At 67.2% G+C, this 24,416-nt stretch carries 27 protein-coding genes and 1 pseudogene; 17 read left to right on the top strand and 11 right to left on the bottom strand.

Annotated features, from left to right (window positions below; all coding sequences use genetic code 11):
- Window positions 1-78: 78 nt before the first annotated feature.
- The 5 genes and pseudogenes from AC07NN_RS15995 to AC07NN_RS15975 form a co-directional block, all read right to left on the bottom strand.
- Window positions 79-861 carry an acid phosphatase gene (locus tag AC07NN_RS15995; protein ID WP_494642857.1) on the bottom strand — a complete coding sequence of 261 codons (783 nt, stop codon included), beginning with the start codon at window positions 859-861 and terminating at the stop codon, window positions 79-81.
- Window positions 862-938: 77 nt separating this feature from the next.
- Window positions 939-1,093: pseudogene (locus tag AC07NN_RS15990) on the bottom strand (hypothetical protein); the annotation flags it as partial.
- Between the two features lie 17 nt (window positions 1,094-1,110).
- Window positions 1,111-1,890, bottom strand: a complete 780-nt coding sequence (locus AC07NN_RS15985) for an acid phosphatase (RefSeq protein WP_494642852.1) — start codon at window positions 1,888-1,890, stop codon at window positions 1,111-1,113.
- Between the two features lie 96 nt (window positions 1,891-1,986).
- Entirely contained in the window at window positions 1,987-3,039 is a 1,053-nt protein-coding gene (locus tag AC07NN_RS15980) for a 1,9-bis(guanidino)-5-aza-nonane synthase (RefSeq protein WP_494642848.1), read from the bottom strand.
- A gap of 162 nt (window positions 3,040-3,201) precedes the next feature.
- Entirely contained in the window at window positions 3,202-4,461 is a 1,260-nt protein-coding gene (locus AC07NN_RS15975) for a type III PLP-dependent enzyme (RefSeq protein ID WP_494642843.1), read from the bottom strand.
- Window positions 4,462-4,698: 237 nt separating this feature from the next.
- Here AC07NN_RS15975 and phnC point away from each other — a divergent pair, with 237 nt between their 5' ends.
- The 7 genes from phnC to AC07NN_RS15940 all read left to right on the top strand — a co-directional run bounded on the left by phnC (window position 4,699) and on the right by AC07NN_RS15940 (window position 12,142).
- Window positions 4,699-5,493 carry a phosphonate ABC transporter ATP-binding protein gene (gene phnC / locus AC07NN_RS15970; protein WP_494642839.1) on the top strand — a complete coding sequence of 265 codons (795 nt, stop codon included), beginning with the start codon at window positions 4,699-4,701 and terminating at the stop codon, window positions 5,491-5,493.
- Window positions 5,490-6,518 (top strand): phosphate/phosphite/phosphonate ABC transporter substrate-binding protein, encoded by a 1,029-nt coding sequence (gene phnD, locus AC07NN_RS15965; RefSeq protein ID WP_494642835.1) that lies wholly within the window; start codon window positions 5,490-5,492, stop codon window positions 6,516-6,518. Before phnC ends, phnD begins: the two co-directional genes overlap by 4 nt.
- A gap of 8 nt (window positions 6,519-6,526) precedes the next feature.
- On the top strand, window positions 6,527-7,342 hold the full coding sequence (gene phnE, locus AC07NN_RS15960) for a phosphonate ABC transporter, permease protein PhnE (RefSeq protein WP_494642830.1): 816 nt from the start codon (window positions 6,527-6,529) through the stop codon (window positions 7,340-7,342).
- A 289-nt stretch (window positions 7,343-7,631) separates the two neighbouring features.
- A complete protein-coding gene (locus tag AC07NN_RS15955; RefSeq protein WP_494642825.1) occupies window positions 7,632-8,891 on the top strand; it encodes an OprO/OprP family phosphate-selective porin in 1,260 nt (419 codons plus the stop codon).
- Between the two features lie 74 nt (window positions 8,892-8,965).
- A complete protein-coding gene (locus tag AC07NN_RS15950; RefSeq protein WP_494642823.1) occupies window positions 8,966-10,009 on the top strand; it encodes a substrate-binding domain-containing protein in 1,044 nt (347 codons plus the stop codon).
- Between the two features lie 163 nt (window positions 10,010-10,172).
- Window positions 10,173-11,486, top strand: a complete 1,314-nt coding sequence (locus tag AC07NN_RS15945) for a hemolysin family protein (protein WP_494642821.1) — start codon at window positions 10,173-10,175, stop codon at window positions 11,484-11,486.
- A gap of 35 nt (window positions 11,487-11,521) precedes the next feature.
- Window positions 11,522-12,142, top strand: coding sequence for a glutathione S-transferase family protein (locus tag AC07NN_RS15940; RefSeq protein ID WP_494642819.1), 621 nt, complete (start codon window positions 11,522-11,524; stop codon window positions 12,140-12,142).
- Between the two features lies 1 nt (window position 12,143).
- Here AC07NN_RS15940 and AC07NN_RS15935 read toward each other — a convergent pair whose 3' ends face one another.
- Window positions 12,144-13,235: a glycosyltransferase family 4 protein gene (locus tag AC07NN_RS15935; RefSeq protein ID WP_494642817.1), complete on the bottom strand. Its 1,092-nt coding sequence runs from the start codon at window positions 13,233-13,235 to the stop codon at window positions 12,144-12,146.
- Window positions 13,235-14,077, bottom strand: a complete 843-nt coding sequence (locus AC07NN_RS15930) for a UDP-2,3-diacylglucosamine diphosphatase (protein WP_494642814.1) — start codon at window positions 14,075-14,077, stop codon at window positions 13,235-13,237. Before AC07NN_RS15930 ends, AC07NN_RS15935 begins: the two co-directional genes overlap by 1 nt.
- A 285-nt stretch (window positions 14,078-14,362) precedes the next feature.
- Between AC07NN_RS15930 and AC07NN_RS15925 the strand changes: the two genes are divergently transcribed.
- The gene (locus AC07NN_RS15925) at window positions 14,363-14,992 is read left to right on the top strand and encodes a TetR/AcrR family transcriptional regulator (protein WP_494642810.1); all 630 of its coding nucleotides are present in this window, start codon (window positions 14,363-14,365) and stop codon (window positions 14,990-14,992) included.
- Window positions 14,993-15,007: 15 nt separating this feature from the next.
- Here AC07NN_RS15925 and AC07NN_RS15920 read toward each other — a convergent pair whose 3' ends face one another.
- The 3 genes from AC07NN_RS15920 to AC07NN_RS15910 form a co-directional block, all read right to left on the bottom strand.
- Entirely contained in the window at window positions 15,008-15,397 is a 390-nt protein-coding gene (locus AC07NN_RS15920; protein ID WP_494642808.1) for a hypothetical protein, read from the bottom strand.
- Window positions 15,398-15,484: 87 nt separating this feature from the next.
- Complete coding sequence (locus AC07NN_RS15915) at window positions 15,485-16,402, bottom strand: beta-1,6-N-acetylglucosaminyltransferase (protein WP_494642806.1); 918 nt, start codon at window positions 16,400-16,402, stop codon at window positions 15,485-15,487.
- Window positions 16,399-16,524, bottom strand: a complete 126-nt coding sequence (locus AC07NN_RS15910) for a hypothetical protein (RefSeq protein WP_494642804.1) — start codon at window positions 16,522-16,524, stop codon at window positions 16,399-16,401. The genes AC07NN_RS15915 and AC07NN_RS15910 overlap by 4 nt, the downstream gene beginning before the upstream one ends.
- Before the next feature lie 540 nt (window positions 16,525-17,064).
- Between AC07NN_RS15910 and AC07NN_RS15905 the strand changes: the two genes are divergently transcribed.
- The 4 genes from AC07NN_RS15905 to AC07NN_RS15890 are packed head-to-tail and all read left to right on the top strand — an operon-like array spanning window position 17,065 to window position 17,923.
- On the top strand, window positions 17,065-17,265 hold the full coding sequence (locus tag AC07NN_RS15905) for a hypothetical protein (protein WP_494642802.1): 201 nt from the start codon (window positions 17,065-17,067) through the stop codon (window positions 17,263-17,265).
- On the top strand, window positions 17,262-17,447 hold the full coding sequence (locus tag AC07NN_RS15900; RefSeq protein ID WP_494642799.1) for a hypothetical protein: 186 nt from the start codon (window positions 17,262-17,264) through the stop codon (window positions 17,445-17,447). Before AC07NN_RS15905 ends, AC07NN_RS15900 begins: the two co-directional genes overlap by 4 nt.
- A complete protein-coding gene (locus AC07NN_RS15895) occupies window positions 17,444-17,635 on the top strand; it encodes a hypothetical protein (RefSeq protein WP_494642795.1) in 192 nt (63 codons plus the stop codon). Before AC07NN_RS15900 ends, AC07NN_RS15895 begins: the two co-directional genes overlap by 4 nt.
- 36 nt (window positions 17,636-17,671) lie before the next feature.
- Entirely contained in the window at window positions 17,672-17,923 is a 252-nt protein-coding gene (locus AC07NN_RS15890) for a hypothetical protein (protein ID WP_494642791.1), read from the top strand.
- A gap of 21 nt (window positions 17,924-17,944) precedes the next feature.
- Here AC07NN_RS15890 and AC07NN_RS15885 read toward each other — a convergent pair whose 3' ends face one another.
- Entirely contained in the window at window positions 17,945-18,412 is a 468-nt protein-coding gene (locus tag AC07NN_RS15885) for an Lrp/AsnC family transcriptional regulator (RefSeq protein WP_494642790.1), read from the bottom strand.
- 123 nt (window positions 18,413-18,535) lie between these two features.
- Here AC07NN_RS15885 and AC07NN_RS15880 point away from each other — a divergent pair, with 123 nt between their 5' ends.
- The 5 genes from AC07NN_RS15880 (at window position 18,536) to AC07NN_RS15860 (ending at window position 24,413) form a co-directional block, all read left to right on the top strand.
- Window positions 18,536-18,793 carry a DUF6356 family protein gene (locus AC07NN_RS15880; protein WP_494642787.1) on the top strand — a complete coding sequence of 86 codons (258 nt, stop codon included), beginning with the start codon at window positions 18,536-18,538 and terminating at the stop codon, window positions 18,791-18,793.
- Window positions 18,790-19,791: a putative sulfate exporter family transporter gene (locus AC07NN_RS15875; RefSeq protein ID WP_494642785.1), complete on the top strand. Its 1,002-nt coding sequence runs from the start codon at window positions 18,790-18,792 to the stop codon at window positions 19,789-19,791. The genes AC07NN_RS15880 and AC07NN_RS15875 overlap by 4 nt, the downstream gene beginning before the upstream one ends.
- 33 nt (window positions 19,792-19,824) lie before the next feature.
- Entirely contained in the window at window positions 19,825-21,312 is a 1,488-nt protein-coding gene (locus AC07NN_RS15870) for an amino acid permease (protein ID WP_494642783.1), read from the top strand.
- A gap of 84 nt (window positions 21,313-21,396) precedes the next feature.
- Entirely contained in the window at window positions 21,397-22,545 is a 1,149-nt protein-coding gene (locus AC07NN_RS15865) for an acyl-CoA dehydrogenase family protein (RefSeq protein WP_494642781.1), read from the top strand.
- Window positions 22,546-22,742: 197 nt separating this feature from the next.
- Window positions 22,743-24,413 carry a methyl-accepting chemotaxis protein gene (locus AC07NN_RS15860; RefSeq protein ID WP_494642778.1) on the top strand — a complete coding sequence of 557 codons (1,671 nt, stop codon included), beginning with the start codon at window positions 22,743-22,745 and terminating at the stop codon, window positions 24,411-24,413.
- The last annotated feature ends 3 nt before the right edge of the window (window positions 24,414-24,416 follow it).

The following is a 24,416-nucleotide window of genomic DNA, read 5'->3' as shown; positions in this document are numbered from 1 at the left end:
CTATTTCACGCTGCGATCAGCCCAATCCTGAACGTCCGCTTGGGTCCCCGCTTTCGCGGGGATGAGCGGATAGGGGAGCTAGTAGGGAGATTTCGCGATCAAGGCGGACTCGACGTCGCATTGGGCCGGGGCGGTGGCCGTCTTGCGCGCGGCGGCCAGTTCCTCGCGCACCGCGTCGACGTCGTCGCGGAAGGCCTTGGAGCCGTGCAGGGCCGCGACCAGGGCCGCGCCGTTGGTGCGGCCGGCCTCGACGGCGCTGCTGTTGTGCACGCCGCAGACCAGGCGGCTTTCCCCGAACGCCCGGGCGCGAGCCAGGATCTCGGTGGCGTGGGCCGGATCGGCCTCGGCCAGGATCAGGCCGACGGTCCAGCCCCAGGTGGTGTGGCCGGACGGATAGTCCGGGCTCTTGGCCAGGCCCTCGGTCTTGTCGACGCAGATCGGACCCTCGTCGATCAGGTAGGGCCGTTTGCGCTGGTAGAGGTCCTTGGGCTTGTTCACGGCGTCGATGACGTCGAAGCGCAACTTCATCAGCAGCGCGGTGGTCTTGGGCAGCTTCTGCGGATCGGGCGTGAAGCCCAGCGCGCAGCCGAAGTCGGCGACGATCTTGCGCTCGTCGACGTCGTTCTGGGCCAGGGCCCAGCGCGGGGTGTCCTTCAGGGCGCGCGTCGCCAGGAAGACCTTGCGGTCGTTCTCGTAGCGCGCCTCGCCCTCCTTGGGCGCGGGCGGCAGGATCTTCGAGGTGTCGATCGCGCCAGGCGGCAGATAGCCCTTCTGCGCGGGGGCTTCCTGACGGGCGAAGGCCAGGCCCGAGGCGGCGACGACGAGGGTCGCGCCGGCGACGAGGGCGAGCTTGATGCGCATACGGAAGAGTCCCCGAACGTTTGTTGGGGGGGAGCCTGCATGGTCATTGCGACGCTCGCAAGCGGGGGTGTCTAGCGTCAGACGATATTCGAAAGCTCAAAGCCCTTGTCATCCCGGAAGCCTCGCAGAGGCTGTCCGGGACCCAGGGGCCGGCGCAGTGCAGTTGCCCCTGGGTCCCGGTTCTTCCCCGGCTCTCCGCCTCGCTGCGGCCGGGATGACAAGGAAAATGGCGCTGGCGGGAAGGGGAACCTACTCGGCGATCGGCTTGGCCAGGATGGCGGCCTCGGCCTCGCAGCGTTTCGGATCCGGCGCGGGGTCCTTGGCGCGGGCCGCGTCCAGTTCGGCGCGGGCGATGGCCAGGTCGGCCTTGAAGGCGTCGGAGGCCTGCAGCGCCGCGAACAGGTTCTGGGCGTTCTGGCGGCCAGCCTCGACGGAGCTGGCGTTGTGGACGCCGCAGACGATGCGGCTTTCGCCGAAGGCCTTGGCGCGGGCCAGGATGGCGTCGGAGCGGTCCGGCGCGATCTGCGCCAGCACCAGGCCGACGCTCCAGCCCCAGGTCGAGTGGCCGGACGGATAGTCGGGCGCGATCGAGAGGCCGAGGCTCCGCTTGATGCAGATCGGGCCGTCCTCGTGCAGGTAGGGGCGCGGGCGGCGATACTTCAGCTTGGGCCCGGAAACCGCCGGACGGACGTCGCGGCTCATCTTCAGCAGGGTGGCCGCCAGTTTCGGATTGCTCTCGCGCGTGGGCTTGACCCCCAGGGCGCAGGCATAGGCGTCCATCACCTCTTCCTCGGCGTTGTCGGCCTGGGCCAGCGACCAGCGCGGGGTGTCCTTCAGGGCGCGGGTGGCGTGGAAGATCTCGCGGTCGCGGAGGTCCGCGGCCGAGCCCTTCTTCGGCGCGGGCGGCAGGTGGTCGCGGGCGTCGAACGCGCCCTTGGCCAGGTAGCGGTCGGCGGGGGCGTCGCCGCTCAGCGTGGCGCATCCCGTCAGCATCAGGGCGGCGGCGGTGACGAGCCAGGAAGCGCGCATGAAAAAGGTCCCCGAACTGAAAGCTCGGGGACCCTGCATTTTCACATCCGGCCGGGCAAGCCTGCCGGCCGATCAACCTTCAGAGCGTCAGTCGGCTTACTTGCCGAACAGCTTGTTCCAACGCGGCTTCTCGCGGCCCTTCCAGGCTTCGCGGTGATAGGCGTCGCTGGCGATCAGCGGCACCACCGTGGTGGCTTCGGCGAAGACCATCTGTTCGTAGGTGGTCGAGACCTTGCCCCACGAAGCGGCTTCCTTCAGCGTCGACGACGAGCAGGCGCCGTCGCGCACGTCGGCGACCGTGATCTGGATGGCGTACTTGTGCATGTCCGCCTCGACGCCGAGGATCTCGGCGCAGACGACGGTGTCCTGGGCGAAGTTCTTGGGAACGCCGCCGCCGACCATGAACAGGCCCGTGGTGCCGGCCGCGATCTTGATGTCGGTCAGTTCACGGAAGTCCGCGACCGCGTCGATCATCAGATAGGGCTTGCCCGCCGCGATCTGTTCCTTCTGGTGCTTGACCAGGCCGAAGCCGGCCGAGCTGTCGACGAAGGCCGGGCAGAAGATCGGAACGCCTTCTTCGTAGGCGGTCTGGATCAGCGAGCCGGGCTTCTTGGCGTTGCCTTCCGACAGCCACTTGCCCATTTCCCAGATGAACTCGCGCGAGCTGTAGGCGCGCGGCTCCAGCTGGTTGCAGATCTCCAGGATCGTGTGATCGCAGTTCTGGAGCTCTTCCTCGTCGATATAGGTGTCGTAGATGCGGTCGATGTAGTTGTCGCGCAGCACGTTGTCGTCGACCGGGCCGGCGGCCTGGTAGTGCTTGAAGCCGAGGGCTTCGAAGAAGTCCATGTCGACGATCGAGGCGCCGGTGGCGACCACGGCGTCGATCATGCCGTTCTTCACCATGTCGCGGTACACGTGCATGCAGCCGCCGGCCGAGGTCGAACCGGCCAGGATCAGCCAGGGCGAGCAGCCCGTGTCGCCCAGGGCCATGTTGAAGATGTCGGCGGCGCGGGCCGTGTCGCGGCTCGAGAACGACATCTTGCGCATCGAGTCGATGATCGGACGGGCGTCGAAGGACGTGATGTCGATGTGCTCGACGACGTTCTGCAGCAGCTCGGCCTTGGTGTTGTTCGGAACGGGAGCGTTCATCGCTTCGGTTTCCCTGACTTTGGACGCCCGTCGTTGAAACAAGCTCTTCGCCGGGACGGAGCGACCGGCGGGAGCGAAAATGCGGCTACGCCCGACGTCTCATAACGTCGGGCGCGGCGCGCGGTTTAACTCAGAAACGATCTACTGGCGAACCACGTCGGTTTAGCGACGGCGCTTGCGCTTGCCGGCCGCGCCTTTCGGACGCGAGAAGCGGACGATCTTGCGCTCTTCGTTCTCCTGGCGGACCGCCGGGATGGAGCGCTTGGCCAGGCCGTACATCGACGCCATCGGGGCGTCCTGCACTTCCGCGGTGTCGGTCTCGCCGAAGCCGTTGAAGCGGGTCGACATTGCGACGCCATAGGCGCCGAGCATGCCGATCTCGATGTAGTCGCCCTCGTCGACGCTTTCCGGCAGGTAGAACGGGCCGGGCATGTGATCGACGCTGTCGCAGGTCGGGCCGTAGAAGCGGAAGGGCTTGAGGCCCTCTTCCACCACTTCGCCGTTCTTGCGGTACAGCTTGACCGGGAAGGGCCACTTCATGTGCGCCGCATCGAACAGCGAGCCGTACGACCCGTCGTTCAGATAGAGCGCGTCGCCCTTCTTCAGCTCGACCTTGACCAGCAGCGAGGAAGCCTCGGCCACCAGGGCGCGGCCCGGCTCGCACCAGAGCTCGGTGGTCTCGTGGACCATCATCTCGGCGAAGCCGCGGTCGATGGCGGCCAGATACTCGGAGAGATCCGGCGGGACCATGCCCGGATAGATCGACGGGAAGCCGCCGCCGACGTCGACGACATCGGCCAGCACGCCGGCGCGGACCAGCGCCCGCGAGGCCTGGGCCATCGCGGCTTGGTACGCCGTCGGGCGCATGCACTGGCTGCCCACGTGGAAGCTGAGGCCCATCAGGTCCTGCGTGGCGCGACGCGCGGCCAGCAGCAGGCCCGGGGCGTTGTGCGCCTCGACGCCGAACTTGCCCGACAGGCTGTAGGCCGCGCCCTCGGCCTGCACGCCCATGCGGACGATCAGGTTGAGGTCCTTGGCCTGGCCCGTGGAGTCCAGGATCTTGGCCAGCTCTTCGTGGGTGTCGAACGAGAAGGTCTTCACGCCGTGGTCGAAGTACGCGGCCGAGATGGCGGCGCGGCTCTTGACCGGGTGCATGAAGGCCATGCGCGAGCCCGGGGCCTGCTCGGCCACGAGTTCGATTTCGTTCAACGAGGCGACGTCGAAGGACCGGACGCCGGCTTGCGCCAGCTCACGGATGACCCACGGCGAAGGATTGGCCTTCACCGCATAGAAGACGTCGCCCTTGAATTCGGACTGGAACCAGCGCGCAGCTACGGAAACCGCGTCAGGCCGCACGAGTGCGACGGGACGTTCCGGTGACCGCTCACGGACCAGGTCCAGGGGTGTGTGGTACGTGCGCAATTCACGTAACCCCCTGTTGGAAGTTAAACCCAGGCCGGCGTTAGCAGCGTTTAGAGGACTTCGGGTCCGCCGGAGCCGTGCGAGATAGGGGCATTGGACCGGGTTGTAAAGTCCCTTTTGCAGCCCCGGTTTGGGGCGAATTGATCCATGGCTTGTCACAAATCCATTGCGTCCCTGCCCCAAACCGGAGAACGCATTTCCCAACCCGTGAAACCACGTTAAGGATTCGCCCCGACCATGACGTCGGACCCAGTTCTCTCGATCCGCGCCGCCTCGAAGACCTTCGGGTCGCGCCGTGCGCTGGACACCGTCTCCCTCGACGTCGCTCGGGGCGAGATGATCGCGCTCATCGGGCCTTCGGGTTCGGGCAAATCCACCCTCCTGCGCTCCATCGACGGTCTGCAGACCATCGACGAGGGTGAAGGCGTCATCACCGCTTTCGGCGGCCCGGTTCAGGCCAAGGGCAAGGTGTCGGACCAGGTGCGCAAGGCGCGCATCCGGATCGGCTTCATCGCCCAGCAGTTCAACTTGGTCGGCCGCCTGTCGCTGTTCAGCAACGTGGCGCTCGGCTCGCTGGGCCGGATCCCGTTCGTGCGCGGCCTGTTCGGCGCATGGCCCAAGGAAACGCGCGAAGCGGCCATGGCGGCCCTGCACCGCGTCGGCGTCGCCGACTACGCGGCCCAGCGCGCCAACACCCTGTCGGGCGGCCAGCAGCAGCGCGGCGCCATTGCCCGCGCCCTGGTCCAGAAGGCCAAGATCATCCTCGCCGACGAGCCGGTCGCCTCGCTGGACCCCGTTTCGGCGCGCAAGGTCATGGAGATTCTTCGCGACCTGAATCAAAGCGACGGCCTCACCGTCGTCGTCACCCTGCACCAGGTGGACTACGCCCTGCGCTATTGCGACCGGGTCGTGGCCCTGAAGGCCGGCCAGAAGGTCTATGACGGCCCGGCCGAAGGCCTGAAGCGCGAACAACTCATCGATATCTACGGCCCGGAATTCGAGGACGTATTCTGGGAAGGAGCTCCACAATGATCCGCCGTCGCTCGGCTCTCGTCATCGCCGCCGGTCTTTCGGCCCTGGCCCTGGCCTCGTGCTCGCAGAAGCCCGACGCCGCGGCCGCCAAGGACACGGTCACCTTCTCGATCCTGTCGACCGAGTCGGCCCAGAACATGCAGCAGTACTGGGATCCCATCCTGGCTGACATGGAGAAGCAGACCGGCCTCAAGGTGAAGCCGTTCTTCTCGTCGAACTACTCGTCGCTGATCGTCGCCATGGGCGCCAAGCAGACCGATCTGGGCTGGTTCTCGAACCAGTCGGGCCTGGAAGCCGTGCGCCGCTCGGGCGGTGAAGTGTTCGCCCGCACCTTCGATCCGTCGGGCACGGACGGCTACAAGTCGGTGATCATCGTCCCGGCCGACAGCAAGCTGACCCTCGAGGGCCTGCTGAAGTGCGACAAGACGCTGAACTTCGGCATCGGCGACAAGAAGTCGACCTCGGGCACCCTGGCCCCGATGACCTACGTCTTCATCCCGGCCGGCAAGAAGCCCGAGAACTGCTTCAAGACCGTGCTCAGCGCCAGCCACGACGCCAACCTGGCGGCCGTCGGCAACCACAAGCTGGACGCCTCGACCAACAACACCACGGCCCTTCGCCTGAACGCCGAGCGCGCGGATAACAAGACCTCGAAGGTCAAGGTGATCTGGGAATCGCCGACCCTGCCGGAAGACCCGATCGTCTGGCGCAAGGACCTCGATCCGGTCGTGAAGGAGAAGCTGCGCCAGTTCTTCCTGACCTACGGCCAGGGCGACACGCCAGAAGCGGCCCAGCAGCGCGCCAATCTCGAGAAGCTGTCGATGGGCGGCTTCAAGCCGGCCGACAACACCCACCTGCTGGTGGTGCGCGAGATGGAAGCCCTGGAAGGTCTCGGCCTCGCCCGTGAAACCGGCGACCAGGCCAAGATCGCCGCGGCCCAGAAGAACCTGGACGGCATCAAGGCCGAGCGCATCGCCGCCGAGGGCAAGGCCGGCCTGGCCGCGCCCGCGCAGCCCGCCAACTGAGGCGCTTGATGAGCGAGACCATTCCGGCGCCTCCCAAGCGCTCGACATCGGCCATGGCCTTCGACGCCCTGATCTGGGGCGGCGTGGCCATGCTGCTGATCATCAGCTTCAAGCCCGCCGAGATCGACAAGTTCCCGCAGCTCTTCACCGAGGCGGGGCGGATGCAGGAGTTCGCGCGAGGCTTCTTCTCGCCGTTCACCGACGCCAAGGCGTTCATGGCGGCCGACTGGGAGCTCTACATCGGCAAGATGTGGCAGACGATCCAGATGGCGCTGTGGGGTACGTTCCTGGCGATCATCGTCGCCATCCCGCTGGGCCTGCTGGGCGCGCGCAACATCACGCCGGTCTGGATCCAGCAGCCCGTTCGCCGGGTCCTGGACCTGATCCGCTCGATCCCAGACCTGGTCGTGGCGCTGATCTTCATCACCGCCGTGGGCCTGGGCCCCTTCGCCGGCGTCATGGCGCTGACGTTCAACACCGGCGGCGTGCTGGCCAAGCTGTTCGCCGAAGCCGTCGAGTCGATCGACAAGGGTCCCGTCGAGGGCGTGCGCGCCACGGGGGCGGTCAAGCTGCAGGAAGTCGTCTGGGGCGTCATCCCGCAGGTCGCCCCGCTGTGGACCAGCTACGCCCTCTATCGCTTCGAGTCGTCGAGCCGCTCGGCCACCGTGCTGGGCCTGATCGGCGCTGGTGGCGTCGGCCAGGTGCTGCTCGATTCGGTCAACGCGTTCCAATACGACCAGACCGGCTGCATCGTCCTGGTCATCGTCGTGGCCGTTTCGATGATCGACCTGCTGTCGCAGATCATCCGCACCCGGTTGCTGTAGATTTTTTCCCGACAGCGGCTTTCGTTCACGCGCCTCCCTCGCCGAAAAGCCGGGGAGGCGTTGTGATTCAAGGACTCCGAAGCCGTCGGTGAACGGATATTTCCAGTCCGTGGCCGTCGTCGCCTTGTGGCCCTGACGCCACAGCTTAAGCGCTTGAAATCACTTGTCGTCGGGCTGTCACAAATCGGTGGCGGAACCGTCACGCGCCCCCGGTAAGCCCCCGGACATCCTGATCCCGCCCCAAGAGGGGTGAGAGAGGCAGGGGCAAGCTTCAAGGGGATTTCTCACGATGAGCACCAAGACCTCGCTGGTCGCCGGTTCGGCGCTGGGCGTCGCGCTCGCTCTCGGCCTGGGCGTCGCCGCCCAAGCCCAGGACATGAGCTACAAGTGGAGCGGCGCTCCGCAGTTCTCGAACGACGACGTCATGTTCAAGTTCCGCGGCCGGATCCTCGTCGACTACGTCAACCAGGACGTCGAGCGCGCCGGCCCGGGCGGCGACTTCAAGACCAGCAACTGGCGCGGTCGCCAGGTGTTCCTGGGCGTCGAAGGCAAGCTGAACAACTACTTCGCCTACAAGGCCGAAGGCGGCTGGGTGAACGGTGGCGCGGCCTCGTGGGACGACGTGGTCATCGAGTACAAGCCGAACGAACAGACCTCGCTGCTGTTCGGCAACATCAAGGCCGCCGGCCTGGAAAACCTGACCTCGACCCGCTTCATCACCTTCATGGACCGTGGTCCGTACGGTGACTTCGGCGTCGACAGCTACCTGGTCAGCGCAGTCGCCAAGTACCAGGGCTTCAACTACTCGGCGACGCTGGCCGTCCAAGGCAACAGCATCAACACCGCCGACGTCGCCAACGCCGGCGCCGACAGCAAGGAGCGCTTCGGCGTCACCGCGCGCGGCCACTACGCCCCGGTCAACACCGACACCGACAAGTTGCACGTCGCCCTGTCGTACCGCTACCGCAACCGCGGCGACGAAGGCGCCTTCGCCTATACCGGCCGCACGACGACCGCCTACACCAACGGCACCACGTTCTACACCACGGGCGGCATCGGCAACCGTGACAAGACCCTGGCCGTCGAAGGCATGTACATCCACGGTCCGTTCTCGGTCCAAGGCGAGTACTCGAACATCGACGTGACCCGCACGGGCGGCGCCAATGTCGGCGGCGATCCGAAGGTGAAGGTGGGCTACGCCTTCGTGTCGTTCTGGCCGACCGGCGAGATGCGCAACTACGATCCGGCCGCTGGCGAGATCAAGCGTCCGAAGATCCTGAACCCGGTCACGGCCGGCGGCATGGGCGGTCTGGAACTGGCCCTGCGCTACGACTACGCCGACCTGACCGACGCCTACGACACCCTGAAGGTGAAGCCGGCCACGTCGCAAGCCGGCAAGTACACCGGCTGGACCCTGGGCGTGAACTACTACCCGGTCTCGTACGTCCGCTTCCAGGCCAACTACACCGACGGCAAGTCGGACAACATCGGCCTGAACCAGGACTACGACGTGAAGCAATTCCAGCTGCGCGCTCAGCTGGACTTCTAAGCCAACTCGCTTTTCCGGGCGGGCCGCTGCGGCCCGCCCGCTTCCCCAACATTCGTCTCCTCTAGGAGTTCGCCATGAAGAAGCTTCTGTCCTGCGCGGCCGCCGTGGTCGCCCTGTCGGGCCTCGCCGCCGCCCCCGCCTACGCCGCCCGCGACTATGTCTGGGCCGGTGGTTCCTCGACCGTGTTCCCGTTCGCCACCCGCGCCGCCGAAAACTTCGCCAAGAAGTCGGGCAAGAAGGCTCCGAAGGTTGAAAGCCTCGGCACCGGCGGCGGCATCAAGCTGTTCTGCGGCGGCACGGGCGAAGGCTTCCCCGACATCGCCAACGCCTCGCGTCCGATGAAGAAGGCCGAGTTCGACGCCTGCGCCAGCAAGGGCGTCAAGGACATCATCCAGATCAAGATCGGCTTCGACGGCATCGTGATCGCCACCGACAAGGACGGCGCCGACTACAACTTCAAGACCGAGAACCTCTACATGGGTCTCTCGAAGGTCGTCCTGAAGGGTGGTCAGTTCATCCCGAACCCGAACAAGAACTGGGATGACGTCGCCGGCGGCCTGCCGGGCAACCGCATCCAGGTCTACGGCCCGCCGCCCACGTCGGGCACCCGCGACGCCTTCGTCGAACTGGCCATCGAGGCCGGCGCCCGCAAGTTCCCGACCCTGGACGCCATCCGCTCGGACAACGAGAAGAAGTTCAAGGCCCAGGTCGACCCGCTGCGCGGCGACGGCTGGATCGACGCCGGTGAGAACGACAACGCCATCGTCGGCACCCTGACCAAGACCCCGGGCTCGCTGGGCGTCTTCGGCTGGTCGTACCTCGAAGAGAACATGGACAAGATCAAGGGCGCGACCGTCAACGGCGTGAAGCCCTCGGCCCAGACCATCTCGGACGGCTCGTACCCGCTGTCGCGCACCCTCTTCATCTACGTGAAGAAGGCCAACATCGGCGTCACGCCGGGCCTGGAAGAGTTCCTGAAGGAATTCACCTCGGACGCCGCCACGGGTCGTGGTGGTTACCTGCAAGGCCGCGGCCTGATCCCGCTGCCCCCCGGTCAGCACGAAGCTCAAAAGGGCGTCGTGAGCAACAAGACCGTGATGGGCCGTCCGGCCTCCTAAAGACTAGGCGATTTCCTCCCCGCCTTTCTCTTGCGCCGCGGTCCTATGGGCCGCGGCGTTTTTCTTTGTATAGTGACCGGGCCGGGGCCTCCCCCATACCCCGGCCGCGGCCGCCGCCCGGCGGCGCGTCCCCGACCCCCCAAGTCACTGACCCCCAAGGGCCATGATCCTCGTCGCGCTCGTCGTCGTCTTCCTCCTCGTTCTGCTGAACGGGGTCTTCTCCATGTCCGAACTGGCCGTCGTCTCGGCCCGCAAGGCGCGTCTACAAGGCTTCGCCGAGCGGGGCGACAAGGGGGCCAAGCTGGCCCTGGCCATGGCCGAGCACCCGACGCGGTTCTTGTCGGCCGTGCAGGTCGGCATCACCCTGATCGGCATCTTCGCCGGCGCCTACGGCCAGGCCACCATCGCCGGCGCGCTGGACACCTGGCTGGAGAGCAGTGTCCCGCCGCTGGCCAAATATTCCGAGGGCATCGCCACCACGATCGTGGTCATCGGCCTGACCTATGTCTCGGTCATCCTGGGCGAGTTGGTGCCCAAGCGCCTGGCTTTGATGTTCCCCGACGCCATCGCCCGCCGCATGTCGCCGTTCCTGGCCATCGTGGCCACGGTGCTGCGCCCGTTCGTGACCCTGCTGACCGTCTCCACCGCCGCCGTGCTGAAGCTGATGGGCGTGCGCGACGAGCGCAACAACGGCGTCACCACCGAGGAGATGGAAGCGGTCCTGGCCGAAGGCGCCGACGCTGGCCTGATCGAGCCCGAGGAACGGGCGATGATCAACGAGGTGCTGCGCCTGGGCGACCGCCCGGTCCGCGTGGCCATGACCCCGCGCCGCGACCTCTTCTGGGTCTCGCTGGCCGACAGCCCCGAGACCGTGCTCAGCGAGATCCGCGTCAGCGCCCACTCGCGCATCCTGGTGGCCACCGAGGACGACCTCGACGGCGACATCGGCGTGGTGCTCAAGAAGGACCTGCTGGACGCCTGCCTGTCGGGCGATCCTCTGGACCTCAAGGCCCACGTGCAGCAGCCCGTCGCCATCCCCGAGACCATGTCGCTGCTGAAGGCCCTGCAGGTCTTCAAGTCGACCAGCCTGCACATGGCCCTGGTCGTCGATGAGTTCGGCTCGCTGCAGGGCGCGATCACGCCGCTGGACCTGCTGGAAATGATCGCCGGCGACTTCCCCGAGGACCATGCGGACGACGAGAAGCGCATCGTCCGCCGCGACGACGGCAGCTGGCTGATCGACGCCCGCCTCGACATCCAGGAGCTGAACGATCACCTCGGCGAGAACTTCGAGGCCGACGGCGGCTACCACACCGTGGCCGGCCTGATCCTGGACCGCCTGGGCCGCATCCCGGTCGAGGGCGAACACGTAGAGATCGGCGCCTTCGACCTGGAGATCGTCGACATGGACAGCTCGCGGATCGACAAGGTCATCCTCAAGCCGTGCAAGCGGAAGAAGGACGCGGCGGAGGGGTAGGGCCCCCGCCGACGCCACAGCGAAAGGGCCTGCGCATGATCACCGTTTGGGGCGGACAGACCTCGCGATCGATCCGGGTCGTCTGGGTGCTGGAGGAGATGGGCCTGCCCTACCGCGTGCGGCAGGTGGACATGCTGGCCGCCGAGCAGGACCCGGCGTTCCTGGCGATCAACCCCGCCGACTACATCCCAGCGATCCAGGACGGCGACGTCGTCATGGTCGAGTCGATCGCCATCATGGAATATCTGATGGCCCGCTACGGGCCGACGCCGCTGGCGCCCGCGCCACAGGATGCGACCTTCCCCGCCTACCAGCAGTTCCTGCATCTCGGCGAGGCCGGCCTGGCGACCCTGATGATGCCCGTGATCGTCAGCCGCTTCATAGCGCCCGAGGCCGAACGGGAGAACTGGGGCGCGGCCTGGTGCCTGAAGTCGTTCCAGAAGCGGCTGAAGCTGGTCAGCCAGCGGCTTGCCAGCTCGCCCTACCTCGCCGGCGAGGACTTCACCGCCGCCGACATCTCGGTGACCTACGCCCTGAACCTGGGCCAGCGGACCTGCGGCCTCATCCTCGGCGACGCCGAACAGGCCTACATCGCCCGCACCACCGGCCGCGACGCCTACAAGCGCGCCATGGAGCGGTCGCACGAGGGGGTCTGAATTAGGCCGCCGTCTTCTTCCGCAGCCGCGCCAGCCGTCGCAGTCGGCGCCAGAACCGCGTCTTCTCCGGCTCCGGATAGGGCTGGAGGTTGCGGTAGAACTCCTCGGCGCAGGCGCGCCACGAGAAGCGCTCGGCGAACTTGCGGACCACGGTGCGATCCAGGTCCAGGCAGGCGAGGCAGGCTTCCTTCAGCCCGTCCGTCTGGCCCGGCGCCAGCACGCCGGCGTTGGAGCCCGGGATGATGTCGACCGGCCCCGGGGCCGAGAACGCCGCCACCGGCACGCCGGCGGCCATGGCCTCCAGGATCACCAGGCCGAAGGTGTCGGTCAGGGACGGGAAGCAGAAGACATCCGCGCCGCCGAAGTAGCGGGCCAGCTCGTCGCCGAACTTGGCGCCCAGGAACTTCACCTCGGGATACTTCTCGGCCAGTTCTTCCAGCTGGGGACCGGCGCCGATCACCACCTTGGTGCCCGGCAGGTCCAGGCTGGCGAAGGCCTCGATGTTCTTCTCGACGGCCACCCGGCCGACATTGAGGTAGATCGGCCGCGCCAGGCCCTCGAACGGGTCGGAGTCGTCGGGGGCGCGCGGCTTGAAGATGTCGGTGTCCACGCCCCGCGACCAAGGCGAGAGGTTGCGGAAGCCGTGCTTGGCCAGCTCGTCGCGCATGGTCGGTGTCGCCACCATCAGGCGGCCCGACGGCTTGTGGAACCAGCGCATGTAGGTGTAGCCGGCCGCCAGCGGCAGCGGCAGGCGGGCCGAGACATATTCCGGGAACTTGGTGTGGTAGCTGGTCGTGAACGGCAGCTTCCACTCCAGGCAGATCCGCCGCGCCGCCAGACCGATCGGACCCTCGGTGGCGATGTGGATCGCCTCGGGCTCGAACGACTTGAAGCGCTCCTGCACGGGCTCGTAGGCGCCGATCGCCAGCTTGATCTCGGGATAGGTCGGCAGCGGGAAGGTCGGGAACTGCTCGGGGCTGACGACGTCGACCTCGTGGCCCAGGGCGCGCAGCTCCTCGGTCACCCGGCTCAGGGTGCGCACCACCCCGTTGACCTGAGGTTCCCACGCATCGGTAGCAAGAAGTATTCGCATCAGGCGGCGGCCGGCTCCGGCAAGGGCTCGTCGGCGGAATCACCAAGGGCGGCGGGCAGCGTGCTGGCGCGATCGATCACCGACCACGAGCGCAGCTTGGCCCATTCCAGGATCTCGAGACGGCCGTCGGCGTGCTCGGCCAGGGCCGTGCAGCTCTCGACCCAGTCGCCGTCGTTGATGTAGCGGACGCCGTCGATGTCGCGCATCTCGGCCTTGTGGATGTGACCACAAATCACGCCGTCGACCCCCCGACGCCGAGCTTCGTCGGCCACGGCGGCCTCGAAGTTCTCGATGAACTGCAACGCGTTCTTCACCTTGACCTTCAGATAGGCCGAGAGACTCCAGTAGCCGAACCCAAGGCGACGCCGCAGGCGATTCACCAGAGTGTTCAGCATGAGGATGGTTCTATAGGACCAATCCCCGAGGAAGGCGAGCCACTTGGCGTGCTGCACGACGCCGTCGAACTCGTCGCCGTGGACAACCAGGTAGCGCTTGCCGTCGGCCGCCTCGTGGATCACGTCGCGCGCCACGATGACCCCGCCGAAGTGGACGCCGCAGAAGTCGCGGATCCGGTCGTCGTGGTTGCCGGGCACATAGATCACCTCGGTGCCCTTGCGGGCCATGCGCAGGATCTTCTGCACCACGTCGTTGTGCGCCTGCGGCCAGTACCAGCCGCTGCGCAGCTTCCAGCCGTCGATGATGTCGCCGACGAGATACAGCTTCTCGCACTCGACGTGGCGGATGAAGTCCAGCAGCAGCTCGGCCTGGCACCCCCGCGTGCCCAGGTGCAGGTCACTGATGAAGATGGAGCGGTAGCGGCGAACGGCGACGTCGGCGCTCATGGTCGAACCCCCGTTGTGGCGCCGCACATCTTTCCGTCCCCGGATCGGAAAGAGGGCGGCCAACGCCCGGCGATTAAGCTGATTGCGTGTCGCTTTGATGAAATGAGGCTGCGGCCTTTTTGGCGGCGTTCGCCGCGAACTGCCTCGAAGCTTCCGTAACGTCAGCCTGAGAAATGAGCAGTTTTACCAAGTTCGTCAAAAAACTGGACGCATCCCCGACCCCTTTTGCCGCTTGGCCCCGCGCGAGCTGTTGCGGTGCAACATCGAGCGCACTAAGTCACCCCGATGGACGCCGCCCGCCTCGCCAAGGACACCCCGAAGTCGCAGAAGACCCGCGCCCGGATTCTCGACTGCGCGATGAACCTGATCGCCGAGATCGGCTACCATGCGGCCACCAACCCGGCGATCGCCGACGCGGCCGGCCTGACGCGCGGGGCGATGCTCTACCACTTCCCCACCCGCGAAGCCCTGGTCGAGGCCGCCGTGGCCCATATCCAGGCCGAGCGCTCGACCCTGTTCCGCGCCGCCGCCGACAGCCTGCCGCCCGGCGCCGACGTCACCGAGCACGCGATCGACAGCTACTGGGACCTGCTGCACTCGACGCCCTTCACCGCCTTCGCCGAGATGGAGGCCGCCGGCCGCACCGACCCGGCCATCCACGCGCTCCTCGCGCCCGCCCAAGCCGAGTTCGACCGCGCCCAGGCCGGCGACCACTTCCTGAAGATCCTCCACGCCGGCGCCGGCCCGAGGTTCCAGGCCAGCCGGGACCTGGCCCGGTTCATGCTGGAGGGCTTGGCGCGCACGACGCTGACCTACGACAAGGACGGCCGCAAAGAGCGCCTGCTCATGCTGATCAAGCGGGCCACGCACATGCTGAACCGAAAGGGGGATGTGCAGGATTTGTGGCCGGAGTAGGGGCGAGGTTGGCCGTTACGGTTGGGCGCCTTCAATCTCGGTAGCGACGTCTCGGCGCCATAGGCGGACAATGCCGACGGCCATCCAGAGCGTAGCCAGGATCGCCGTGACGAACAGGAAGGCGTTGGCGATCCGCGCAAGCACCAGGCCTGGGTCCATCGCCGTGACGGCGGGGAGCGCCGCACAGTCGCCGCTGTCGCTTGGGCGGCGCGGATGAAGGTTCGCGGCTTGGCTGGCCATGCGCTGGCTGGTGGCGCGAATCTCGACGCAGCGTGTCACGTCCCCGCCAGGCGTGATGGAATAGGCCTTCATGGGCGGATCGCGCAGAAGGTCGGTCACTGAAAAGCCAATGGCGCCGGCGTACGCCAGGGCGCATCCCGCTATGACAAGATGTCGGCTGACCATGTCGGTGTTCCAGTTCCAGGAAAGAGCGGTGTGCGATCGATAGGGTGAGGCGGCGTCCTGACCGGATGGCGTGGACGCCGCCGATCTCTAGGCCACCAGCATGGCCGGAAGCTCCGGGATCGCCTTTGGCGTGCGTTCGTTCGCGACGACCTGGGACCGCAGATGCGCTTCCAGGATGTCGAGGATTTCGGCATCGATCTCGGCGTCGAACTTGCGCGCGAAGAGGTCCGAGCTCGACGTCAGCATGTCAGCGTCGGCGGCGGTGAACGTTCTGGGACGAAGCTTGATGTCGCCGTCTGGAACCCAGTCGATCATCCGCTTGTCGTCGTTGACGATCTCGCCGTGCGCGGCGGTGTTCATCATCACGGTCTGGAAGAAGCCCTCATCGGCGATGAAGGTGTTACGATAGAAGGCCTTGTAGCGATCCGCCGACAGGTCGTGGCAGACGAACCGGCAGAACGCCCGGCTGACGATCTTCCACTGGTTGCCGATATAGGGCGTGGCGTCCTTCATGAAGAGCCGCGTGACCAGGCTGTCGATAATGCGACCGCCCCGCTCGACCACGTGCTGGAGAACGCGGCCCATGGTTTCGGGCCGGCTTTTGGCTTGATCTAGCACGCGGATGAATTCGCGGCCTCGGTTGGCGCCCAGGAAGGCGCGGATGCGCGCCTGCGTCGCCAGGGGAAAGTCCTGGCCGCTGAGGTTGATGAAGTGGTCCCAGCGGGCGTCCATCTCGAGCAGCCGAGCCATGCCTCGCAGCTCGGCCTCGACCAGGCTGTAGCCGCCCCACAGGGCGCGCTGGCCCTCCAGGACGGCGGCGTTGGGATAGGCGGCGAGGAAGGCGCGAAGATCGCCCTCCAGGCCGGGGCCGGCGTTCTTGTCGACATGGACCAGGTAGTGGTTGGCCGGATCGTGGATCGCCTTGAACAGCCGCTTGAACTGTTCGGGATAGCGATGGACCAGGATCAGGTAGGCGATGGTCGGCGGCTCGCGGGGCTTGATCAAGACTTGGTGCCTCGCAGGGCGTCCGGATCGATCGGTCGCGGCCTGGCGGGCTGGCTTCCCGTTGATCGAGAATCGTTCAGCCCCTTGGGGACGGAGGGGCGCGTTCCGGGATAGGTTTTCATGACTTGGCCTCTGGTCGAGCGCGCCGGTCCGCGGCGCTCGGTCTCCTGGAGCCCGGTTGCTATTTCTTTCGCGGCGTCAGGGTCTGCGAGAGCATCGAGGGCGCGGCGGCGATCACCTTGGGTTTGATCGCCTTGGGTTTGCGGACTTCACGATTGCCTTTGGACAAGGGGCGCTCCTTTCGGGGGCGATGGGGCGTCGGCCATGGGCGCGGGCTTGGGCGAAGCCCAACCTGCTATGGCCGATCGATTTTTGACGATGGTGTCCCGGCTTCGGGACCGTGGGACCTTCCGCTAGGCGGATCGATCCGAATGGCGTGACTGAGCGCCTCGAAGGAGGAGTAGCACGGACGTCGCCGCGATAGGGGGAAATGATTGTATCGCCAGGGAGCTATCCGCCTCGGATCGCGCTATCATACGCAAGCCACGGATTAACCCGCGCCATGCGGGCTCGTCGGCCCGAAAGGACGTCATGTCCGCCCCCTCGAAAACCCCAATCCGCACGCTCACGCGCGCGGTGTCTCCATGAGCCCTTGGAGCGCTGTGCTGGCGATCTTCGGCGTGCGCCGGGTCTCACTGCGTGAAGTTCAGGCCGAAGCCTTCTTCCTGGGCAATCGCCACAAGGGTGAGATCCGAGCCGGTGCGCAAAAGGAGCTGCGGGCGCCGGACCTTGATCCCGATCGCGCGGCGCTTCTGCGCGCGGTTATCCGCATGACGCCCGCCGCCGAGGGAGCGCGCCCATGACCGACGAAGACGCCCAGGCGATGCGTCGCGAGAACGACTATCTCAAGCTCAGGAACGCCCAGCTCCAGGGCGACGTCACCAGTCTCGGCGGCCAGGTCCTGCGCATGCAGCAGGAACTGGAGCGGCTGAGCGGCCGAAATGCGTGGCGAGCGCCCGACCCTCTCGCGGGCGGGCAAGCATGACGCTGACGTCCGGCCAGCTCGCCGCCTTGAAGAACCTCGCGTTGAAGAAATCCGGCGAGGACGTGGACTGGATCAATATCGGCGACGCCCGCGCGCTGACCGAGCTGGGGCTGGCCGAGCGGACCGGCGGCGGCTGGGTCATCACCCCGGCCGGATCGGCGGCGCTCGCCGCCGCGGCCGGCGGCTAGCTTGTTCGCACGCCTCGATGCTTCTCAGGAGACCTCATGCCGGCCACGCGAAAAGACCTCGCCCAGGATGCGCGCTTTCTCGCGCAGGAACGCATCGTCGATGCTCTGCTGCGCGCGCTGGCGATCCGGCAACCGGCCCTGTTGGGCGCCGTGCGTGAGATCCTGATCGACACCGAGCTTTCCCATTCGGGCAAGCCCGCGGAGCACGAGACCGTGCACCAGCAGATCAAGAGCCGCCTGGATGACGCTTCACAGTTCGCGAGGGCTCACGGCGTGACCCAGGACTGATCTGGGCTCGACCCCGCAGCCCTACGTCGGGCAGATCGGCAGGGCCGTCGTGAACTTGATCTGCTCCATCGCGAAGCTGGACGACACGTCCGTCAGCGGCGCCGTCGCGATCAGGCGTTTGTAAAAGCGGTCATAGGCGGCGATGTCCTTGACCACGACCTTGAGCAGGTAATCGACGTCGCCGCTCATCCGGTAGAACTCGATGACCTCGGGCAGGGCCTTGGCGCCGGCGGCGAAGGTGGTCAGCCAGTCCTCGTCGTGGCGGCCGGTCTTGACCGCCACGAAGACGGTCAGGGACAGGTCCAGGGCCTCGCGATCGAGCAGGGCGACGCGGGCCATGATGACGCCGGCCTCTTGCAGGCGCTTGACCCGTTTCCAGCACGGGGTCTGGGTCAGGCCGACGCGTTCGGCCAGCTCGGCGATGGCGACGGTGGCGTCGTCCTGCAGGATGGCCAGGATGCGCCGGTCGATCTGGTCGAGATCAATCATCTCGGAAGCCCCGCGAAACGAAGAATGAAATTCTCTCTACGCCCGGATCGGCGACCAATCCAGTAATGCCTTTCTTCGAATCGTCGCCACAATGGAGAGCCTCGGAATTGCAGCGGGGCTTCCATGGACCTGTCTTTCACGCGTCACCCCAAGGCCGTCGGCGAGACCTATGGCGAGCACATGGGCGTGGCCTGGAGCTTCGGCTTCACCCTCCTGGGCGCGGGCCTGGCCTGCATCGTCCACGGCATCCTGCCCTTCGCCTTCGAACGCACCGGCAGCCGGACCGTCCAGCGCCTGAACGCGCGGCTGTCCAGCCGCTGCGACAAGGCCGACGCGCATTTCGCCGGGGCTCCGGTTTCGGGCGAGACTGTCCGCGGATGACCGCTGCCGCGCTTCGGCTCAATGCCAGCCGCCTGGGTCCGGGCCTGGTCGCCGGCCTGCTGCTGGCGGTGCTGGCCAAGCTGCTGGCGGGAAGCCTGCACGCTCCGGCTCCGCTGGTCGCCGTCGTGCTGGGCATGATGCTGGGCGCCATGGGCCTGCAGGCCCAGCTGGGCGCGGGCCTCGACATCTTCGCCAAGCCCGGCCTGCGTCTCGGCGTGGCCATGATGGGCGCTCAGATCAGCTGGAGCGAATTCGCCGCCCTGGGCGGTCCGGCCGTCCTGGCCAGCGGCGCCGTCGTGCTGGGCGGCCTGGGCATCGGCGCGCTCGCCGGGACCGCGCTCGGCCTGCCGTTCGCCGAGGCCCTGATCGCCGCCGCCGCCTGCTCGATCTGCGGCGCTTCGGCCGCCTTGGCCGCATCGCAAGCCGCGCCGGCCAGCCCGGCCAACCAGCGCACGACGGCCCTCGTGATCGTCGGCGTCAACCTGCTCTCGACCGTGGCCATGCTGGCCTATCCGCCGCTGGCTCAGGCCTTGGGCCTCTCGCAGCACCAGGCCGGCGTGTTCTTCGGCCTGTCGATCCACGACGTCGCCCAGGTGGCCGGCGCCGGCGCCTCGGTCTCGCCCGAGACCGCCAGCACCGCGGCCCTGGCCAAGCTAGCCCGCATCGTCTGGCTCGGCCCGGCCGTGATCCTGATCGGCCTGATGCTGACCCGCAGCAAGGAAGGCGGCGTGGTCGGCGGCCTGAAGGCTCCGCCGCTGTTCGTGCTGGGTTTCGCGGGTCTCGCCGTCGCGCGCGGCCTGGGCCTGATCCCCGCCTCGCTGATCCCGCTGCTGGCGACCTGCTCCAGCTTCCTGCTGCTGGCCGGCGTCGGCGCCATCTCGGCGAAGCTGGGTCCCAAGGCCCTGCTGGAGGTCTCGCCGCGCCTGGCGATCCAGCTGGGAACGGTCACAATCGCTATCGCCGTGCTGGCCTACGCGCTGACGAGAATTTTCTTCTAAGTTCAAGGCTTGGCTGAGCACGAAAGTAGCCCCATGGTCCCGTCCGAGAGTCGGAGGGACCCTAAAGTGAGCTTCTGGACGCGCCGCAAGGCGATCGACACCATCACCGCCGGACACGCGGACAGCCATCAACTGAAGAAGACCCTGAGCTGGCCGCACCTAGTGGCCCTGGGCGTCGGGGCCATCGTCGGGACGGGGATCTACACCCTGACCGGCGTCGGCGCGGGCCTGGCCGGGCCGGGCGTCATCCTGTCGTTCCTGATCGCCGGCGCGGTCTGCGCCTGCGCCGCGCTCTGCTACGCCGAGCTATCGACCATGATGCCGGCGGCGGGCAGCGCCTATACCTACAGCTACGCCGCCATGGGCGAGCCGGTCGCCTGGTTCGTCGGCTGGAGCCTGATCCTCGAATACACCCTGGTCTGCGCGGCCGTCGCCGTCGGCTGGTCCGATCACGCCGTTGGCCTGTTCCGCCTCGCCCACGTTCCGGACGTGCTGCTGGCCGGACCGCACGTGATCCTGCCCGACGGACGCCATGGCCTGGTGAACCTGCCGGCCATCCTGATCTCGATGGCGGTCGCCGGCCTGCTGGCCCTGGGCACCCGCGAGAGCGCCACGGTCAACATGGTGCTGGTGGCGGTGAAGATCACGGCGCTGGCCGTGTTCGTGGCGCTGTGCCTGCCGGCGTTCAACGCCGACCATTTCACGCCCTTCATGCCGAACGGTTTCTCGGCCCACCTGCCGGCCGGGGCCGCGCCGGACGCCGCCAAGATCGGCGTGATGGCGGCCGCCAGCCTGATCTTCTTCGCCTTCTACGGCTTCGACGCGGTCTCGACCGCCGCCGAGGAGACCAAGAACCCCAAGCGCGACCTGACCATCGGCATCGTCGGCTCGATGGCCGCCTGCACGGCGATCTACATGATCGTCGCCGCCGCCGCGATCGGGGCCTCGCGGACCGAGGTGTTCTCCAAGGCCGGCGCGCCGCTGGTCTTCGTGCTGGAGAGCCTGAAGCATCCGCGCATGGCCGAGCTGGTGGCCCTGGCCGCTGTCGTCGCCCTGCCGACCGTGATCCTGGCCTTCATGTACGGCCAGAGCCGGATCTTCTTCGTCATGTCCCGCGACGGCCTGCTGCCCCGCGCCCTGTCGAAGGTCAACGCCAAGACCGGCACGCCGGTGGTCATGACCCTGCTGACCGGCGCCCTGGCGGCGGCGCTGGCGGGTTTCCTAGAGCTGAAGGACATCGCGGCCCTGGCCAATGCCGGCACGCTGGCGGCCTTCATCGCCGTGGGGCTGTCGGTGATCATCCTGCGCCGCCGTGAGCCCAACCGGCCCCGGGTGTTCTCGACGCCGTTCTGGCAGGTGATCGCCCCCGCCGGCATCCTGGGCTGCCTCTATTTGTTCTATAGCCTGCCGGGCAAGACCCAGAAGTTCTTCCTGATCGCCCACATCATCGGGGCGGTCGTCTACTTCGCCTACGGCATGCACAAGAGCGTGCTGGCTCAGGCTGAGAAGTCCGCAGGGTAAGGCTTCCATTCCCGCCTTCCATTCTCGGGGGCCATCGCTAAAGTCGACTTCAAAACAAGCGTTTGAAGTTGGGAGAAGAAGCGCATGGCCCTCGACCTGGAAACTCGCGAGCAGCTGATCGACACCGTCGCGCGCTTCGTGGCCGAGCGTCTGCGTCCGATCGAGGCCCAGGTGGCCGAGAACGACGCCGTGCCGGACGACGTGATCGAGGAGATGAAGAGCCTGGGCCTCTTCGGCCTGTCGATCCCCGAAGAGCACGGCGGCCTTGGCCTCAACATGGAGGAAGAGGCGCTGGTGGCCATCGAGCTGGGCCGCGCCTCGCCGGCCTTCCGCTCGGTGTTCGGCACCAATGTCGGCATCGGCAGCCAGGGCCTGGTCATGTTCGGCAATAACGAGCAGAAGGCCAAGTGGCTGCCGGGCATCGCGTCCGGCGACATCATCACCTCGTTCGCCCTGACCGAGCCGGAGGCCGGCTCCGACAGCGCCGCCGTGCAGACCCGCGCCACCCTGGACGGCGAGCACTACGTCCTGAACGGCGGCAAGCGGTTCATCACCAATGCTGGCAAGGCGTCGCTGTTCACGGTGATGGCCCGCACCAATCCGGACGCCAAGGGCGGCTCGGGCGTCTCGGCATTCCTGGTTCCGCGCGACCTGCCGGGGCTTTCCGTGAGCAAGCCCGAGAAGAAGATGGGCCAGCAGGGCGCCCACATCCACGACGTCACCTTCGACAATGTCCGCGTGCCGGCCTGGAACCGCCTTGGCGAGGAAGGCGAGGGCTTCAAGGTCGCCATGCAGGTGCTGGATCGCGGCCGGCTGCACATCGCCGCCGTCTGCGTGGGCGTGGCCGAGCGGCTGATCAAGGACTGCGTGGCCTATGCCAGCGAGCGCAAGCAGTTCGGCCAACCCATCGCCAGCTTCCAGCTGATCCAGGCGATGATCGCCGACAGCAAGACCGAGGCCCTGGCCGCCAAGGCGCTGGTGCTGGACACCGCTCGCAAGCGCGACGGCGGGGCCAATATCGTGCTGGAGGCGGCGTCCTCGAAGCTGTTCGCCTCGGAGATGGTCGGCCGTGTCGCCGACCGGGCGGTGCAGGTGTTCGGCGGGGCCGGCTATGTCGCCGACTATGGAATCGAGCGCCTGTATCGCGACGTGCGGATCTTCCGGATCTACGAGGGCACCAGCCAGATCCAGCAGCTGGTCATCGCCCGCGAGACCCTGAAGCGCGGCGGCTAGGTACGAGCCCGGATGTGGCGGGATGTCGCGGCGCCTGCCGGGTCTCAAGTGCGGCGCACTGCCGCATGGAGGGCGTCAATCCATGATCCGGGCTGGCTTTGTGCAAACGTTGGTACGCAGAGCTGCCGAGTTATACTCTAGGGTGCGTGCGACATCCTGTCGCTCGCGCCGCGTGAAGATTTAAGGCGCGATTAAGCATGCTGGCCGAGCCTTTCCCCGCATCTGAAACGGGGACGGCGATGAGCCAGGATCACGCGATCAATGAACGAGTGGCGTTCATGGGCTTGGACGACAAGGCGCGCGGCGCCTTGCGCGAGTTGCAGCCCGTCATCCGCAAGACCATCGGCAAGGCGCTGGACGCCTTCTACGCCAACGTCCGGGCCACGCCCGAGACGCGCAAATTCTTCGGCGACGAAAAGCACATGCAGGCCGCTTCCGGCCGGCAGCAGTCGCACTGGGACCTGATCTCCAAGGCCTCCTTCGACGAGACCTACGTCAAGGCCGTGCGGACCATCGGCCAGACCCACGCCCGCATCGGCCTGGAGCCGCGCTGGTACATCGGCGGCTATGCGGTCGTCAGCGAGCACTTGATCCGCGCGACGATCGACGAGCTGTGGCCCAAGGGCTTCATGGCCAAGGGCGATCCCGGCAAGGCCGGTGACGCCGTCTCGTCGCTGATGAAGGCGGTCATGCTGGACATGGACTTCGCCATCTCGATCTATCTGGAGACCATCGAGGCCGAGCGTCAGCGTCTGGAGACCGTGCGCCTGGCCAACGAGGCCAGCCAGAAGGCGGTGGTCCAGGCCCTGGGCGACGCGCTCGACCGCCTGGCCCAGGGCGACCTGATCGGCCGCCTGAGCGCCGAGGTGACGCCCGAATTCCAGAAGCTGAAGGACGACTTCAACAACGCCGTCGGCATCCTGGAGGGCGCCATGAGCCGCGTCTCCGAGGCCACGGACGGCATCCGTTCGGGAACCGACGAGATCGGCGCGGCCGCCGACGACCTGTCGCGCCGCACCGAGCAGCAGGCCGCCAGCCTGGAGGAAACCGCCGCCGCCCTGGACGAGATCACCTCGACCGTCCGTCGTTCGGCGGCCGGGGCCAAGCAGGCCCAGGACGTCGTCGCCGGCGCCAAGGCCGAGGCCGAGAAGTCCGGCATGGTCGTCGACCAGGCCGTGGCCGCCATGGGCGAGATCGAGACCAGCTCGCGCTCGATCGGCAACATCATCGGGGTGATCGACGAGATCGCTTTCCAGACTAACCTGCTGGCCCTGAACGCCGGCGTCGAAGCGGCTCGCGCTGGCGAGGCCGGTCGCGGCTTCGCGGTCGTCGCCCAGGAAGTCCGGGCCCTGGCCCAGCGCTCGGCCGACGCCGCCAAGGAGATCAAGGCCCTGATCAGCGCCTCAACCCGCCAGGTCGAGGCCGGGGTGGGCCTGGTCGGCCAGACCGGCGAGGCCCTGCGCGGCATCGTCGACAAGGTCGCCGAGATTGACGATCTCATCGTCCAGATCTCGTCCTCGGCCCAGGAGCAGGCGCAGGGCCTTCACGAGGTGAATACGGCCGTCAATCAGATGGACCAGGTCACCCAGCAGAACGCCGCCATGGTGGAGCAGACGACGGCCGCGACCCATTCCCTCAAGGGCCAGACCGCCGAACTGATCAAGCAGGTCGCGACTTTCCGGGTGTCGGGCCAGGTGTCGGGCCGTGTGTCGGGCAGCCGGCCCGCCCAGCCGACCGCCGCCGCGCCGTCTCGCGCGCCTGTCGCCAGCCGTCCGGTCAGCCGCCCCGCGAGCCGTCCGGGCGCTTCAGCGCCGGTCTCGCGCGGCAATACGGCCGTGGCCGTCAAAGACGAGTGGGAAGAATTCTAGAGT

The organism is Caulobacter sp. GW821-FHT09H08 (assembly GCF_059415885.1).
This window is presented reverse-complemented; position numbering and strand designations above follow the sequence as displayed.